General features: G+C 41.2%; 16 protein-coding genes. 10 read left to right on the plus strand and 6 right to left on the minus strand.

Annotated features, from left to right (window positions below):
• Nucleotides 1-24 precede the first annotated feature (24 nt).
• Nucleotides 25-975: a cation diffusion facilitator family transporter gene (locus D0T66_RS01770; protein ID WP_163355287.1), complete on the plus strand. Its 951-nt coding sequence runs from the start codon at nucleotides 25-27 to the stop codon at nucleotides 973-975.
• Between the two features lie 6 nt (nucleotides 976-981).
• Here D0T66_RS01770 and tilS read toward each other — a convergent pair whose 3' ends face one another.
• Nucleotides 982-2289 (minus strand): tRNA lysidine(34) synthetase TilS, encoded by a 1308-nt coding sequence (tilS, locus tag D0T66_RS01775; RefSeq protein ID WP_163355524.1) that lies wholly within the window; start codon nucleotides 2287-2289, stop codon nucleotides 982-984.
• A gap of 103 nt (nucleotides 2290-2392) precedes the next feature.
• Here tilS and D0T66_RS01780 point away from each other — a divergent pair, with 103 nt between their 5' ends.
• The 3 genes from D0T66_RS01780 to D0T66_RS01790 are packed head-to-tail and all read left to right on the plus strand — an operon-like array spanning nucleotide 2393 to nucleotide 3664.
• Nucleotides 2393-2599 carry a hypothetical protein gene (locus D0T66_RS01780; RefSeq protein WP_163355288.1) on the plus strand — a complete coding sequence of 69 codons (207 nt, stop codon included), beginning with the start codon at nucleotides 2393-2395 and terminating at the stop codon, nucleotides 2597-2599.
• Nucleotides 2592-2888, plus strand: coding sequence for a hypothetical protein (locus D0T66_RS01785; protein ID WP_163355289.1), 297 nt, complete (start codon nucleotides 2592-2594; stop codon nucleotides 2886-2888). The genes D0T66_RS01780 and D0T66_RS01785 overlap by 8 nt, the downstream gene beginning before the upstream one ends.
• Nucleotides 2889-2929: 41 nt before the next feature.
• Nucleotides 2930-3664 (plus strand): hypothetical protein, encoded by a 735-nt coding sequence (locus D0T66_RS01790; RefSeq protein ID WP_163355290.1) that lies wholly within the window; start codon nucleotides 2930-2932, stop codon nucleotides 3662-3664.
• A gap of 15 nt (nucleotides 3665-3679) precedes the next feature.
• Here the strand turns inward: D0T66_RS01790 and prmA are convergent, their stop codons facing one another.
• Entirely contained in the window at nucleotides 3680-4516 is an 837-nt protein-coding gene (prmA, locus tag D0T66_RS01795) for a 50S ribosomal protein L11 methyltransferase (RefSeq protein ID WP_163355291.1), read from the minus strand.
• Entirely contained in the window at nucleotides 4503-6314 is a 1812-nt protein-coding gene (locus D0T66_RS01800; protein ID WP_163355292.1) for a L,D-transpeptidase family protein, read from the minus strand. Before D0T66_RS01800 ends, prmA begins: the two co-directional genes overlap by 14 nt.
• 230 nt (nucleotides 6315-6544) lie before the next feature.
• Here D0T66_RS01800 and era point away from each other — a divergent pair, with 230 nt between their 5' ends.
• Together era and D0T66_RS01810 are read left to right on the plus strand one after the other, a co-directional pair.
• Nucleotides 6545-7426, plus strand: coding sequence for a GTPase Era (era, locus tag D0T66_RS01805; protein ID WP_163355293.1), 882 nt, complete (start codon nucleotides 6545-6547; stop codon nucleotides 7424-7426).
• 25 nt (nucleotides 7427-7451) lie between these two features.
• Nucleotides 7452-8456: a PKD domain-containing protein gene (locus tag D0T66_RS01810; protein WP_163355294.1), complete on the plus strand. Its 1005-nt coding sequence runs from the start codon at nucleotides 7452-7454 to the stop codon at nucleotides 8454-8456.
• A gap of 84 nt (nucleotides 8457-8540) precedes the next feature.
• Here the strand turns inward: D0T66_RS01810 and D0T66_RS01815 are convergent, their stop codons facing one another.
• The gene (locus D0T66_RS01815) at nucleotides 8541-9116 is read right to left on the minus strand and encodes a superoxide dismutase (RefSeq protein WP_163355295.1); all 576 of its coding nucleotides are present in this window, start codon (nucleotides 9114-9116) and stop codon (nucleotides 8541-8543) included.
• A gap of 324 nt (nucleotides 9117-9440) precedes the next feature.
• Between D0T66_RS01815 and D0T66_RS01820 the strand changes: the two genes are divergently transcribed.
• Nucleotides 9441-10316, plus strand: a complete 876-nt coding sequence (locus D0T66_RS01820) for a helix-turn-helix transcriptional regulator (protein ID WP_163355296.1) — start codon at nucleotides 9441-9443, stop codon at nucleotides 10314-10316.
• Between the two features lie 74 nt (nucleotides 10317-10390).
• Here the strand turns inward: D0T66_RS01820 and D0T66_RS01825 are convergent, their stop codons facing one another.
• Together D0T66_RS01825 and D0T66_RS01830 are read right to left on the minus strand one after the other, a co-directional pair.
• Complete coding sequence (locus D0T66_RS01825; RefSeq protein ID WP_163355297.1) at nucleotides 10391-12073, minus strand: peptide MFS transporter; 1683 nt, start codon at nucleotides 12071-12073, stop codon at nucleotides 10391-10393.
• 93 nt (nucleotides 12074-12166) lie between these two features.
• Nucleotides 12167-13321: a lactonase family protein gene (locus D0T66_RS01830; RefSeq protein ID WP_163355298.1), complete on the minus strand. Its 1155-nt coding sequence runs from the start codon at nucleotides 13319-13321 to the stop codon at nucleotides 12167-12169.
• Nucleotides 13322-13513: 192 nt separating this feature from the next.
• Between D0T66_RS01830 and D0T66_RS01835 the strand changes: the two genes are divergently transcribed.
• The 3 genes from D0T66_RS01835 (at nucleotide 13514) to D0T66_RS01845 (ending at nucleotide 16302) form a co-directional block, all read left to right on the plus strand.
• Complete coding sequence (locus tag D0T66_RS01835; protein WP_163355299.1) at nucleotides 13514-13777, plus strand: type B 50S ribosomal protein L31; 264 nt, start codon at nucleotides 13514-13516, stop codon at nucleotides 13775-13777.
• Nucleotides 13778-14010: 233 nt separating this feature from the next.
• Nucleotides 14011-15180 (plus strand): YbjN domain-containing protein, encoded by a 1170-nt coding sequence (locus tag D0T66_RS01840; RefSeq protein WP_163355300.1) that lies wholly within the window; start codon nucleotides 14011-14013, stop codon nucleotides 15178-15180.
• Nucleotides 15181-15210: 30 nt separating this feature from the next.
• On the plus strand, nucleotides 15211-16302 hold the full coding sequence (locus tag D0T66_RS01845; RefSeq protein WP_163355301.1) for a trypsin-like peptidase domain-containing protein: 1092 nt from the start codon (nucleotides 15211-15213) through the stop codon (nucleotides 16300-16302).
• The last annotated feature ends 411 nt before the right edge of the window (nucleotides 16303-16713 follow it).

Genomic DNA, 16713 nt, shown 5'->3' on the forward strand with positions numbered 1-16713 from the left:
TATGTGGTATAAATGACTCTGAATATGGACACAGAAAAAAGAGACCATCACAAAGGCCACAATCATAACCATTCGCATGGTGGACACGGCCATGGTCATCATTATCAGGCCAATAAGAAGGCTTTATTAGTAAGCTTCATTCTTATTGCCAGTTTTATGTTTATCGAATTTGTCGGAGGGTTTCTGACAAACAGTCTGGCACTGATATCGGATGCCGGGCATATGCTCAGCGATGCCGTTGCTTTAGGGCTTAGCCTCAGCGCTTTGATATTCGGTGCGAAGGCTGCAACACCTTCCAGAAGCTACGGGTTCAAGCGGATGGAGATACTTGCAGCATTGCTTAACGGGCTTATACTGATAGCCTTATCCGTGTTTATCTGTATAGAAGCTATCGAGCGTATCTCGACGCCTCCGCAGGTAATGGGCAAGGGGATGATGATTATCTCAACAATCGGGTTGATTATCAATATTATCGTGGCGTGGATATTACATTCGCAGGCTTCGGCAAAGGAAAACCTGAATGTGCGGAGTGCTTTTCTGCATGTGATAGGCGATTTGCTCGGCTCGGTAGGGGCTATCATCGCTGCTGTGCTTATCATGTGTTTCGGGTGGTATATTGCCGACCCCATTGCGAGTATATTGGTCTCGTTATTAGTCTTATATAGTGGTTGGAATGTATTGAAAGAATCGGTGAACATACTGATGGAAAGCAAACCGAGTGAGATAGACAGTGAGCAAGTAATAGAAGTGCTTAAATCCGTAAAGGGTGTGAAAGATGTTCACGATTTGCATATATGGATGATAACTCCCGACTTTACTTCGATGACGGTTCACCTTCAGGTCGATCCTCAAACCGACAGGGACAAAATACTTGAAGAAGCAAAAGTATTGATATTGAAAGAGTTTGGATTACAACATGTTACCATCCAGATGGAAGGGCGGGAAATATGCCCTACCGAAGCCAATTGTAACTAATAAAGGCTATCCTTCGAGGGATATTTGCAGCACGGTTTTGGTGTCGGCCCCTATACGGTACCGATTATCCGAGCGGTGACCAACAACCCAGATGATATCCTCGCCATTGCATAACAGCCAAGTGTTTTCCTTGTCTATCAGGCTGAATTTATTGTCGGAGAAGTAGTCGCTGACTTTCTTCTTGCCCGTCATACCAAAAGGGATAAACCAATCTCCCCTCTCCCATCGCCGCAGTTTCAGCGGGAATTGGAGTTTGTTATAGTCGAGGTATAAGATATTCGGATGCTTTTCTATCTGTACGCCCGATGTCGGATGTTTAGCCATAATCAAACGGACAGGAGCATCAATACCGGTAGCTGACACCTCATAAACAGCCTGTTCGGATTCCTTATTCAAGGCTGATAATAACAAGAAGTCCCGGTCTTTGACTAATTTATGGGTATCGGACAAAAAGACCTTACCCGACAGGCTATCCAGAGAAAAATAAACCTGTCGCGTCACATCGCTGTGGAAGCCGTAATCGTAAAGGATTTCGAACAAGACAGCTTCCGGCTCGGATTGCTGTTGCAGTAAGGCAATATCTATCTTTCCGCCATCGAATACAGCCTGTTTGGCCGACTCCACATAATCGGTGTAGATATGCTCGGCTTGCGAAAGATATTGGGCTGTCTGGGCAATAGAATCACGGACAGAAGGATTGATAGTCTCCAATAGGGGTAACACCTTCAGGCGAATGCGGTTGCGGGTATAAATATCTTCGCTGTTCGTATGGTCATCTACATAGGATAAGGAGCGCTCAGCAATATAAGCGAGTATCTCCTCTCGCGAAAGGCAAAGCAACGGGCGGATAATCGCCCCATTGCGGACGGGTATTCCCGTCAATCCCCGAATACCTGTACCCCGTATAAGGTTCAGCAAAACGGTTTCGATGGAATCATCGCGATGGTGGGCTACGGCTATATAATCGGCTTTCACTTCGTTTCGTAGTTTCTCGAACCACTGATAACGCAGTTCGCGGGCAGCCATTTCGATAGAGATAGATTTCCCGGCAGCATATTGCTCCGTCTCAAAATCTACCATATGCAAAGGGATATTGTTTGCCTCGCATATCCCCTTCACAAAGAGGGCATCTCTGTCGGATTCGTCTCCCCGCAGATGGAAATTGCAATGCGCTGCGATACAGTCATAGTCCAATCGCATCAATATATCGAGCATAGCGATGGAATCGGCTCCCCCGCTAAGACCAATTACAACCTTTGCCCGGGGAGCTATTAACGCATGTTGCTCAATATATTTCCTGACTTTTTGCAGCATCATATCTATGGCAAAGATAGCAAGATTGATTGGTTAATTTGTTCTAAACAGACAATTTAGTGAATATATTTCGCTATCTTCGTAATGATAATATGAACACGATATGACAACAATTATTATAGAGGAAAACAGTCCGCAAGCCAAGAAACTCCTTGAGTACATCAAGACATTACCTTATGTTACGGTCGTTGATGACGGGAAAGAAAAGAAGGGCTTTCACGAGGCAGCTAAAGAGTGCGATGCTGTATCGGTAGATACACTCTTTGATGAATTGGATGATAGAATAAAAAAGCGTTTCAAGCATGCGTGAGGTACAAATATCCGGCTTGGTTAGGGGTAAAATAGCTGAATTGGAATCGTATCTGATTGACGAATTGAAACTATCGGAAGAAGCTGCTTTACGCCGAAGTAAGCGAATGAGAGAGTATGTACGTACGTTTGGCAACGCGGTAGATTATCCACTTTGCCGTTTTAAAGAATGGCGAAAAATGGGTTATAGATGCGCTGTCTTCGAGAAAGATTGGGTCTTCGCATATGAAGTATTCGATGGGGGTGTTATCATCAGAGATATGTCTCATACCGCATCATTAGCAAAATGAGACTTATCCATTATAACTAAAGAATACAAAACAAACACACAATGAAAAACAAGTTATACTTCATCATCCTGCTACTCCTTATTATTACTGCATTCATCATTGATTACTTCATTGGTTTTGAAGGGAAAAGCTTAGGTATATACAGGATATCGGCTGCCGGCGTTATTGTTTGGTATATCTGGTGCAAAGACACATTCACCGGGCAAAAATGGTTCAAGCCAAAAACGATAGATGAGAAGATAGTAAATGAGACATACGAAAAACATCGTCAAACGTATATAGCATCCCTGCCACTCGTAAACGAGAAAGAGAGAAATGGATATATGCAATTAGCTAAACTGTGTGTCAATAAGGAAAACAGAGGAAAGCTATTAAATTTCCTAAGTACACTGAAAGACTTCTCTTCTGACAAGAAAGAATATCTGACCACACTAAACTATGTGTTGGAGTATATAGACGAAGAAGATATCGCCTTTATCATTGCTTTCGACTATAAAGTCGATGTCGATACATTGGAATGGGAGTTGAGGAACTCAATCAAAGTTATTTACGATATAGATATAGACTTCCCTGAGTATGATAAAAAGCTTGCTGCTTTTGACAAAGAATTTAAGATATATAAGGAGCACAACAATGCACTCAATATGCATGGATTACAAGGAGGATTTATCCGGACACAGGGAGCTGAATATGTTATCATCATACATAAGATAGCTGATAAGCCCGAAATAGAAAAAGCTGTAAGTGATATCGGATATACCTATTTCGAAAAATAAGTATATGAATCCAATCTACTTACTGAACTTGACCGAAGCCCAGTTATCTTTCGATATATTCCCTTCGTAGTGAAGGTTATACTTTTCGCATTCCGCCTGAATAGCAGGAATGTCTTCGGTGTAGAAACCGCTCATAAACAGCAAGCCTCCATCGTTCAAAACGGATACGTATGCATGTATGTCATTCAGTAATATATTGCGGTTGATGTTGGCCAAAATGATATCGTATCTCTCTTTCCCGAGCAATTCGGCTCCGCCTATCTGTACACCGATATTGGTTATATGATTCAGGTTTAGATTTTCGATTGCATTATCGTATGCCCATTGGTCGATATCGATTGCCGTAATAGGATTCGCCCCTTTCATCGATGCCAAGATAGCAAGAATCGCCGTTCCGCAACCCATATCCAATACTGCCTTGCCCTCGCAACCGGTTTGCAATATCTGGCGTATCATCAACTCTGTTGTCTGGTGATGCCCTGTTCCGAAAGCCATTTTGGGATCTACTACTATCTTGTATTGGCAGTCTGATTCGAAATCGTGAAAGGTACTTTGTACCGAACACGTATTGTCAATTATCAGCGGTTGAAAGTAATTCTTTTCCCATTCTTCGTTCCAATCTTTCGATTCGATGGTCGTATATTCGAACGTTATAGCCGCTTCCATCGGGAAATCGCTGATAACCTGATTGATATTACTCTCATCAAATTGCGTTTCCTGAATATATGCGGTAAGTCCGTTATCCGTTTCAACAAAGCTCTCGAAGCCTATATCGGCTAACGATGCTGATAGGATACTGCTAATAATCTCGTTATTAGGCTCACAGGTAAAAGTTACTTCAATATAATTCATCTTTGTTCTGGCTCTTTTCTATATTAGGTTTGGAACCGGCAAGCGCCGATAAAATAATGTCGTCATATCCATACACATCGTCTGCATAAAAGAGTTTATTGCTATTCGGGTGCATGTATATAGTATAATAATCGATAGCAAGTGATATTTTAGGCTTCCTGTGCAGACGGATAATATCCTCTAACTTTTCGAGTTCCTCGTTCTCGGCCAGTAGCTTAGCCTCTTTTGTTTTAGGAGTTTTGTCTATACTGTACAGCAAGCGGTCTTTGTACATATCATCCTCAGGCGACAGACAGAAAAATGCCAGATCCACAGGTTGCTGCACCCTGACACAGCCATGACTTACGGCACGATCGAAATAAGTAAACGCACGTTGAGCCGGAGTATCGTGCAAATAGACCGAAAACGAGTTGGCAAACATGAACTTGATGCGTCCGAGCGAATTGCTTGGGCCGGGATCCTGACGGACATAATATACCCGTTCGGAGATACGCTCATTTTTCCAGTCGATTGTTGTATAGTCTACTTCTTCACCACCTTTATACAGGCGCATATTATGCTTGCGCAGGTAGCTTGTATCGCGTCTTTGCAAAGGAAAGACTTCATTCTTGGCAATACTCTTCGGTACATTCCACACCGGATTCAGGTTCAGGTATGCCAACGCACTCAGGAGAGTTGGTGTTTTATGCTTTGTTTTCCCTACGCAAACCTTCATTATCAACGGATCTTCATTGGGTTGCGTAGCATATAGCTTGAATGCGGCAATATTCACTTCGATATGTTTGCCATACCTTACTCCTCCCCGTTTCCATCGGTAGCGCTCCATATTGGCAGCTATCTTGCGGAGATAATAATCGGCATCCCTGTTCAAAGCATTGATTGTTATAGGATCTATATCCTTTTTATCGTCGGGATAGGAATTGGTATATCTGAATTTATTCAATGCCGCCAGCATCTGCTTGGTGAAAGTCCGGTTCAATGTATCAGGTTCCAGTTCGCGGTTTGGTGTATAATCACCTGTCCACATCAGGCGCTCGGCAACCTTTTCTATTTCAGGGCTTTTTTCATTCAAAGCATAAGCCAATTTCGGTCCTTTAGGCTTTATCTCCTTCAGTTTATCACCCCGCTTTTCTTTCCAGAAAGTATAAGCGTCCTGCATAGCCAGATACACGCTGTCCGTCGGCAACGCATTATACATAGCTCCTACGGCATCCGCTTTGATATCCTTATACATTTTTGCCTTGAAAAGGGAATCGGGACTATATATTTCGATTGAATAATCGTCAGCAGCAAATAGACTGTCAGGCCTCAAAAATCCATAGTTCATGCCCGTGATATAGGTTATCAGCAATTTACTCATCAGGCAATCGAAACGGATCAGATTGACATAGATGCTGTCTTCGTGTATTCTCCCCGAATCGATAGCTGTCGAAAGCTCTACAATATCGTCTATATCGAAGTATTCGGGCGTTAAGCCATGACGGTCGACATGTTCTATCAAACCTAATATGCGGTTTAGTTTATTAGCTTTCAACGCTTCGTCGAACCAGACTAATCTGCAGGAATCCTGCGCATAGAAAGGAAACAACGTGGAATCAGACTGAATATGTGCTCTGAAAAGGCTATCTAAATGATGTTTGTCGAATCCGGGATATAAATTCTGGAAATGCGTTGGGAGGGGTTTATCCTCGAATCCATCGAAATGGACAATGGTTTCTGTTGTCTTATTATTGCACGATGAAAAGGCAAAAATAACAATTAAGAAAAATGCAGTGCAGGAAGAATGAATTTTACCCATAACTTTAATTGTCCGTTCTATATATGTACTCGCTTTGGTGTGTTTATATAAATGAAATATATATCTTACTATAAAAGTAGCCTATGATTATCCTTACAAGCCGTAAAAATATAAATCTTTTGTCAATAAATAAAATTGATTCTATTAAAACATCTTTCATAGTGCATCTTTTGTTTGTAGTTTGAACATATTAGCGTATTTTTGCATCATCAAAATTTAGATACACGCCAATGCATAAATCGGGATTCGTCAATATAGTAGGTAACCCCAATGTAGGGAAATCGACACTTACCAACCTTTTGGTCGGTGAAAAGATATCTATTATAACCTCCAAAGCCCAGACTACGCGACATCGTATCCTCGGTATAGTAAACACACCCGATTACCAAATAGTTTATTCCGACACTCCGGGTGTTCTCCGTCCGAATTACAAATTGCAGGAGTCGATGCTTAATTTTTCGGAATCGGCTTTAGGTGATGCCGACGTGTTGCTCTATATGACCGATGTGGTCGAAAGAATCGACAAGAACTCCGACTTTCTGGCGAAAGTACAGCGCACCGAAGCTCCTGTACTATTGCTGATAAACAAGATAGACCAAAGCAATCAACAGGAACTGGAAAAACTGGTGGAAGAATGGAAAGAACTGCTCCCTAAGGCTGAGATATACCCTATATCGGCATTGAGTAAATTCAATATAGCCACTATTCAGAAACGGATATTGGAACTTCTGCCCGAATCGCCACCTTATTTCGAAAAAGACGCGATGACCGACCGTCCTGCGCGATTCTTCGTTACCGAAATCATCCGCGAAAAGATATTGTTGTATTATCAGAAGGAGATTCCCTATTCGGTGGAAGTGGTTGTCGAAGAATTCAAGGAGGAAGATAAGATTATCAGAATCCGTGCGTTAATAATAGCTGAACGTACTACCCAGAAAGGTATTATTATTGGGCATCAGGGAAAGGCCTTGAAGAAAGTGGGCATGATGGCTCGTAAAGATATCGAACGCTTCTTCGATAAAAAGGTCTTTTTAGAGATGTACGTCAAAGTAGAGAAAGACTGGCGGAGCCGCGATAACCTGCTCAAACAATTCGGATATAAACTCGAGTAATTAAACAATAATAGAAAACAAAATAATGAAAACAAAAATCCTCTTGATATTATTATCTGCAGGAGTAACAGCCACTGCTGTTTTTACCGCTTGCGATTCCGATGATGATAAAGCACCGTCAGCGTCTCCTTACATTTCGAAGGTATTCGAATATCGTCCTGCTCCGGGACAATTCGTTAATGAACTTCCGATGTTCGAAATGGGCGACACGGAAGAATCAATACGCCTAAAAGCCGAAAAATCCATCGCCAACAACAAAAAGGAAATGGTTACGCTCGGTGGATTCGGCGGATATGTTGTTTTCGGATTCGACCATATGGTGAAGAATGAAAACGGCAAATGCGACTTCCGCGTCTCCGGAAACGCATTCTGGGGAGCAGGAAGCTCAACAGGCGGAAGCAGCGAACCGGGTGTTATTATGGTTGCATACGACGCTAATGGAAACGGTAAGCCCGATGCTAACGAGTGGTACGAAATAGCAGGAAGTGAGCATAACAAACCTGCTACTGTAAAAAATTATGAGATTACCTACCATCGCCCCAATCCGAGCAAAACACCTGTCGTAGACGAAAATATCGAACCTACTGCCACGGATGTGGAATATATCCAATGGGAGGATAATCAATCGAATAGCGGATATCTGTACAAACTAAGACCGCATCCGCAGAACTATTACCCGAATTGGATCAATCAGGATGAAATGACATTCACAGGAACGAAATTACCCAATAATGCCGAAGATAAGGGTGCAACGGATCCCGATACAGGAGAATACGTTCAACAATGGGTGTTGACAGCCTTTCAATATGGATATGCAGACAACATCCCGAATAACGATAACCGCTCGGCTATCGATATCAATTGGGCTGTGGATAGTGATGGGAATCCAGTTAGCCTACCGGGAATCCATTTCGTGAAAGTGTATTCCGGACTGAACCAGCAATGCGGATGGATTGGCGAAACATCGACAGAGGTTTCAGGTGCAGAAGATTTACATTTGCTTGGAGTAAATATTGCTTCTCCATTCTAAAAATACAGTACAGAGTACTGACAACAACAAAAGCAGCTCGTTTGGAGCTGCTTTTATTTATTCTAACTAATCGGGAGAGGCGTATCAATAACGCTCGCCAACCACTTTCCAGTCTATAATTTTCCATATCGCATCCAGATGCTCGGCACGACGGTTCTCATAGTCGAGATAATAAGCATGTTCCCAGACATCGACACCGAGGATAGGCGTCAAACCTTTTACGACAGGATTGCTACCATTGGCCTCTTTCTCGATGGAGAGCTTGCCGTTAGCATCTTTTGCCAACCATGCCCATCCCGAACCGAAAACAGCCATAGCAGCAGCAATAAACTCTTTCTTAAAGGCTTCGAACGAACCCCATTGCTTGTTGATAGCGTCAGCCAATTTGCCGGTAGGCTCTCCCCCACCTTTCGGAGAGAATGACAAGAAATAGAGGTTGTGGTTCAATACCTGTCCGGCATTGTTGAAAATAGCGCCATCGCTCTCTTTCACAATTGTTTCGAGGTCGGCATTTTCAAATTTAGTACCGATGATAAATTTATTCAAATTATCTACATAGGCTTGCAAGTGCTTGCCATGATGCAGTTCTATCGTTCTTTTTCCAATCACAGGTTCCAAAGCATTGGCTTCGTACGGAAGTTTCACTAATTCAAATTTCATAACTTTCTGTTTTTTAGTGTTTATACTATCTGATTTTACATTTTCATTATTCGCATTCATCAATCCCACCGATGTCATTAACAAAAGGGAAAGAGCCCAAAATTTAACTTTCTTCATATACACAATATTTAGGGTCAGTAATAGCTTACCATTACAAAAGTAGGAAAGGCTTTTTTCTCAGCCTAATTATTTCATTACAAACAATATTGATTCTCCCTAACTATCATAGATAACAATTATTAAGAAAAGATTGTTTAATGATATACTGCAAGAAACTCAACATTTTAACTATCTTTAGGAGCTAATAAAAAAACGACTGACTACATGACATTTCTCGATACATCTTCGATTCTATCCCACATCATAGAAGAGAACCACCAGTTGATACCCGTTATCAACCGCTTTGGTATCAAGTTAGGCATCGGGGATAAGACAATCGGGGAAATCTGCATTTCGAATAATATTAATGCAGAATTCTTTCTGGCAATACTGAATACCTTCCTCAACGAAGACTACTTCCCTGAACGAAAATTGCAGAAATTCGGGATAGAACCGGTTATCGACTATCTGAAACATACAGACTCGTACATCCAGCAAGCCCAACTCTATAACCTCGAAAAGCACCTGAATGCTTTTATTGCCATGAGCGACCCCAACAACAAGCAATTGGAGTTGATCAGACGCTTATTCCTGCATTTCAAAGAAGAGATGGCAAACGTGGCTGGCAAATATCTAGCAGGGATAGACACGCCGGTGGAGTTATTGCATGATCTGAAACATATCTTTATCAAGCACATATCGGGCAATTTCAATGAGAATATGTGTTATGCAGTAATCTTTACGATCGACAGTTTGGAAAAGGATTTAACGAAATATAACCGTATCCGCGAAAAAATCCTGCTGCCGATGATAAACGACCTGAAAGAATCGGGTGTTGAGAATTGGGAAGAAATCATAAAGCAATATAACGAAGAAAAAGAGGCTCCCAGCCAGGATATCTCTCAACGGGAATTGGATGTATTGCGACTGGTCGCACAAGGGTATATCAACAAGGAGATTGCCGACAAGCTGAACATCAGCCTGAATACGGTATTGTCGCACCGGAAGAATATAACGGCAAAGTTGGGTATAAAAACGGTTTCGGGTCTGATATTTTATTGTATCAGCCGGGGTTATATCTCTGCCGATGAAATAGAATAGCTTTTCGCTTATATATCAAAAGCAAAAAGCCCTTCGTCAATGAAGGGCTTTTGTTGTATAATGTAGGAATAAGGTCATTTTGCAACCTTTTCCAATCGTTTCATTATAGAGAAAATGAATCCTGCTGCTATTATACATAATACAACTAAGATTCCCCATAATAACCATAATTGCATACCTCCCCAAAGATAACCTATTATTGCTACAGCATAATTCCCTACTGCAGTAGCAGCAAGCCATCCTCCTTGCATCATCCCTTTATATTGTGGCGGTGCAACTTTGGATACAAATGACAGCCCCATAGGACTGAGGAATAGTTCGGCAATGGTTAGGGTAAAATATGTACCAATCAATAAGTTTGGCGTAACTGCGTTATATGCTCCCGCAGCCTCCACTTCATTGGGCGTTGGTAAACCTACAGAGCCAACAGACATTACAACAAAGCCTAATGCAGCAATCAACATACCATATCCTATCTTGCGAGGAGCAGAAGGCTCTTTCCCTTTTTTACTCAAAAGAGAGAACAAACCAACAGAAAGTGGTGTAAGAATAATGATAAAGAATGGATTAAATTGTTGGAAACGTTGAGGTGTTATGCTCAATATTTCAGGCATTCCATTGTAGAAGAAATACCCTCCTACTGCGGCTAAGATGAAGACAAGACCTCCGATTAGTTTATTCTTTTTCTCTGATGAAGTAAACATAGATATTAATCCATAGAATCCCACAATTACCATCAACATGGTCGGCAAGCCAAAACTAAAACGGTCAAAGCCACTGACCTTATCTACCGTATAATCCCGTGCAAAGAATGTAAGGGTAAGCCCATTCTGGTGGAAAGCCATCCAGAAGAAGATAACAACAGCAAAGACTAAACATAAAGCAATTATTCTTTCTTTTGTTTCTGCTGGTGATAATGTTTCCAAAGTTTTAGTACCAGCTGCTTCATCGGCAGCCTTTTGCTGGCGGGCTGTGACATCGGCTTTCTTATATGTCTTCCTAAATATGATGAATATCAACAATGAGATAACTAAAGAAAAACATGCTACAGCAAATCCGTAATTATATGATTCTGATAGTTTATCAATATACATATTCCCAAATTCTGTCAGATTAGCACTTGAACCGGCAATTTGCTGTTCAGCATATTTCGTGAAGTTTGCTAATCCTTCTCCTGTGATTGTTCCATCCGCATATTGATGTGCCAATGAAGGTATGGCAGCATTATACGTTAGTCCAGATTTACCAAGGAAATAGTTTGTAATGGCTTCTGCTGCACTCGGAGCAAAGAAAGCTCCGATATTTATACACATGTAAAATATACTATAAGCAAGGTCACGTTTTGAGCTATATTTAGGATCATCATACATGTTTCCTAATAGAGCCTGTAAGTTTCCTTTAAAGAAACCTGTCCCTATGGCAATCAAAGATAGCGCTCCAAACATCATAATTTTACCTGTCGTATTCACACCTGTCGGTACTGCTAAGAGCAGATAACCGCCAAACATAATAACTACGCCTAAAATGATTGTCTTCCCATAACCGAGGAAACGGTCGGCAACAATACCACCTAACAAAGGCAAGAAGTAAACAAAAGCTAAAAATACAGCAAAAATACTACTGGTTTCAGCACTATTATAGCCGAATTTAGCCTGGATAAACAAAACGAAAATCGCCAACATTGTATAGTAGCCGAATCGCTCTCCCATGTTAGCTAAGGACAATACAACGAGTCCTTTCGGATGATTCTTAAACATAAATCTTATTTTAAGTTATTAATTATAGTATTCTGTGATTATAACGTGTTTTTCTTTTTAAGCCATACAAAAATAAGAAAATAGCTGATAAAACTATTCTGTTGATACAAATTTAAGACAGACAGGCATATCCAACTCTATCGTTTTCGATGTATCTTCGAGCAAACCGGTTGCTTTATTTATAGAATATATCTGGATTAAATCACTATCGCGACATGCGACAAGCAGGTATTTACCATTCGGAGTGATTACAAAATTTCGAGGATGAATACCTGTCGGCTGATAAGCAACCTTTGTCAGTTGACCATTGGATTGGTCGATTGAGAAAATCGCGATTCCATCACCTTGCAAGCGGTTAGAAGCATATAAAAAGCGGCCATCCGGCGAAATATGAATATCTGCACTACCTTTAGCATGGAGTGTATCGGCTACTATCGTTTGAAATTCCTCCAACATTCCATCTTTATAATTGAAACCGATAACAGTGCCCCCCATTTCGGTTATCAGATAGGCATATTTCCCATTCGGATGGAAAGCCAAATGACGAGGCCCTACCCCACCCTTGACTGCAAATGATTCGGGAGTACCTTTCTTCAAAGAAGATTCGGTAGCATTTACATCAAATTTGTATATTTTATCCGTTCCTAAATCGGTCGCAAAGAGATAATCCCCGTCAGGAGAAAATTCGGCAGTATGGATATGCGGCTGGTTTTGACGCTCCCGGTCGATTCCCTTCCCCTCGAATTTAAATACCTGCGAAGCCTTTTCCAACCGACCGGTAGCATCTGTCGGAAAAACCGTTAATGTACCCAGATAATCGGCTGTGACAACAAATTTCTGCTCCTTGTCGATGGTGATATAACAAGGGGCTAAACCTCCCGTTTGCTGTTTATTGAGGAAAGTCAGTTTCCCATCCTTCTTATCAAATGCAAAAGCATTGGCATAGGCCGCCTCCGTATCATTCTCGGTAACAGAATAAATGTGTTTCTCATCAGGAGCGGCAACCAAATACGAAGGATTTTCTACTTCTACCGTGCTGATATATTGGGAAAAACCCGACAACGTATCAAATTTATAGACATATATGCCATTGCTTTCGCCCGTTGTATAAGTGCCGACAAGCAAATACAAACTATTGGCTTCCTCAAATTTTTCCATGGAAATATCCGTAATATCCTGCTTACGCGAATTGTGGCATGCAGAACAGGCCAATAACAAAATGACAATATAAATCAGGTGTTTCATCATGGTGCGTTCTTCCGTTTTTAATTTCGATGCATAAAAATAACTATTTTTCCTGTCAAAATATCAGTATTTCAATCATATCTTCAACAAAATAAATTTCTATAAAAAATACGCTTATAAATTTTGTTTTATCGGTATTTAGATTTATCTTTGTCGTCCGAAAATAGAAGAAAAAAACATAAAATATACGATAAAATGAAAAAAGGTATACATCCAGACAACTATCGTCCTGTAGCTTTCAAAGATATGTCTAACGAAGAAGTATTTATCTCTCGTTCTACAATCAACACGAAAGAAACTATAGAAATCGACGGTGTTACTTATCCATTGGTAAAACTTGAAATCACCAGTTCGTCTCACCCATTCTACACAGGAAAACAAACCCTTGTGGATACTGCGGGACGTGTTGATAAGTTTATGAACCGTTATGCTAAACGCATGGATAAAAACAAAAAGTAAGACATCATTCTGAACCGTATCATAGCAACGGGTTTCGATAATAAATCGGAACCCGTTCTTTTTATAGATAAATTTCTGCCGATCTCCCCTCCCATTTATAAATAATTATTATATATTTGTCTAAACAAACAAACTACACAATCTAATATCGTTATCGTGAGGAGGCACTTGTGTAGTGAAGAACATACAAATCTATTAATCATAATTTTTTAAAGAATACAAAGAAATTTCTTATGAAACAAACATTGACGTTTAATCCTTCCATTATTGGTTCGACAGCCAGTAAGTTGAATGTCGATGCATGGGACATAGCTTCCGATGCATACGACAAGAAAGAGTATTTGAAATCATTTCATGCTCTGCTCGATTATATCAATCCCGACATCCGGGTGAAATATGGAAATGCGAATGATTCGGAATACAGCATTCCTCACGGTTCGGTAATTGTGAACATCAAGGTAGATACCGATACGTTAAAGATCTCTGCGCCTTTCCTTAAAATACCGGAAACAAACCGCGTACCATTGTTGCGCCAAACAGCTTCGCTCAATTTCAGGAATATCGACCTGGCACAGATTGAGTTGAAAGACGGACAGTTGCAATTCGAATATTCGTGTCCGATGGCATTAGCCGATCCATATAAGATGTATTATGTATTCAGAGAAATCTGCTATACGGGCGACAAATACGACGATGAGTTTGCCACCAAATTCGGCGCAGAACGTATATACGAGCCTAAGATTACACCTTATAATGCTGCTACGGTAGACACCGTATATAATACAATACAAAGCAGCTGCAAAGAGTGTATGGAAGGGTTGAAATACTACGAGAACGAACGTAAATATGGTTACGCTTGGAACGTAGTAGCCTGCACGATATTGAAGATTCTTTATTATGCTCATCCGCAGGGACAGCTATTGAACGACCTGAATAAGACCGTTTACGAACTCGACCGCGAAGATATTCCTCTTTCGGAAGTCGTAAACATCGGCAAAAGAGAAGTAGAACGCCTGCAAGGCATGACCAAAGAACAACTTGCCGAAGACTTGTATTTTGTCGAGATGTTTGTTTCTCCGAAGCGCCGTTCTTCACTGAAGAATATACAGGATAACTTTGAGAACACCTATAAGAAAGTCACTAACTACATCGAACAGGAAGATTACATGGCCGTAGCGGTGATGGTAACCTATTCTTTCTACAATATGTACTTCTACAATAACGTACAGGACGATGTAAACAACCTCGTGGTGAATGCAATGACCGAGAGTTCTGCCAAACCTTGGCACGAAGCGGCTCCAATCCTCTACAAAGCTATGGACAAGATTATGAACGGTAACCTTTCTGCTGGTTCAGGAGGCGGATTCAAGAAGTTCCTGGGTGGATTATTCGGAGGTAAATAAGAATTAAACGTATCAATTTAAATTAGCATTATGGCACACAATAATATATTCGATGCAGTTTTCAAGGTGAACCACGCAGGTGGCTCGGGAACTTGCTTTTATCTGAAACAATATAACGTTTTCGTAACCAACTATCATGTTGTCGAAGGATTCCGCGAAGTCGGCATCCAGGACAATGATAAAAATTCATCTCTGGCTAAGGTCATCTTGGTCAACCCATCCAAAGATATTGCCCTGTTACACGCCGACGGCGATTTTTCGGCTTTGCCCGAAATCAAGCTATCCGACCTTCCGGAAACGACTATCGGCGAAAAGATTAAAGTGGCAGGATATCCTTACGGCATGCCTTTCTCGGTAACAGAAGGTACTATATCGGCTCCTAAGCAGCTGATGGGTAACAACTACCTGATTCAGACCGATGCGGCCGTGAACCCGGGTAATAGCGGAGGGCCTATGTTCAACGAACAACAGGAACTAATCGCCATCACTGTGAGCAAAATCAAGGATGCCGACAACATGGGATTCGGTATTCCGATTACGACACTGAAAGAAGTCCTCGAGAAAATAGCCGAACTGGATAAGACAAGCTTCCATGTTCAGTGTAATAGTTGCGACGCTTTCATCTCTACCAAAGAGGACTATTGCCCATCGTGTGGTGAAAAGCTGTCGGAAAAAGCATTCGATACCAGAACGTTGACCGACTTAGCTGCATTCTGCGAAGATGCTATCAGCCAGATGGGTATCAATCCTATCTTAGCGCGGCAAGGACACGAATACTGGAAATTCCACAAGGGAAGCTCAGAGATAAGAATGTTCGTTTACTCGAACAACTATTTTTTCTGCACTTCTCCTATCAACATCCTTCCGAAGAAAGATTTGGAACCGGTATTGAATTACCTGTTGAGCGATGCCGTGAAGCCATACCAATTGGCTTTGGACGAAAATCAGATTTATATTTCGTACCGCGTCTTTATCGGCGACATCTTCGTGGATAAGAAGTACGGCGACGAGATAAAAACCAACATCGTCAACATGGCCATGAAAGCCGATGAGCTGGACAACTTCCTGAATGAAGAGTATGGCTGCGAGTTCTCTCAATACGCCAAACAAGAGGCAGAATAATTTAACCCTCTCATATTCAATAGATACCGGTCAAAATTTTGGCCGGTATTTTTTGTTTGTATGCAAAAAGTAACAAAGGTATATTCATTTTCGATGTTTTTACCGAGTTACTTTTTCTCGGAACTTGTCAACTTAATAATTACTTAACCACAAACAACGTTCGAGGAGCGTAGGCGACTCAAAGGGCACTAAGACTCTACACTAAGGCCACAAAGTAACAAACACGCTTGTCATACCGAGTGAATACGAGGTATCTCGACACATTATTGAGAAAGCTTGACAGAAAAAGTAACACAAGTATACTTAATTTAGCACATTTGCCATTAAGTTACTTTTCTCGTAACTTGTAACTGCCCGCAGGGCGAAGTAACTTGTAACTGATAAACTTGTCAACTTGTTTACTCCTTAAAT

Source organism: Dysgonomonas sp. 25 (genome assembly GCF_010501075.1).
In the GTDB taxonomy this organism is placed as follows: domain Bacteria; phylum Bacteroidota; class Bacteroidia; order Bacteroidales; family Dysgonomonadaceae; genus Dysgonomonas.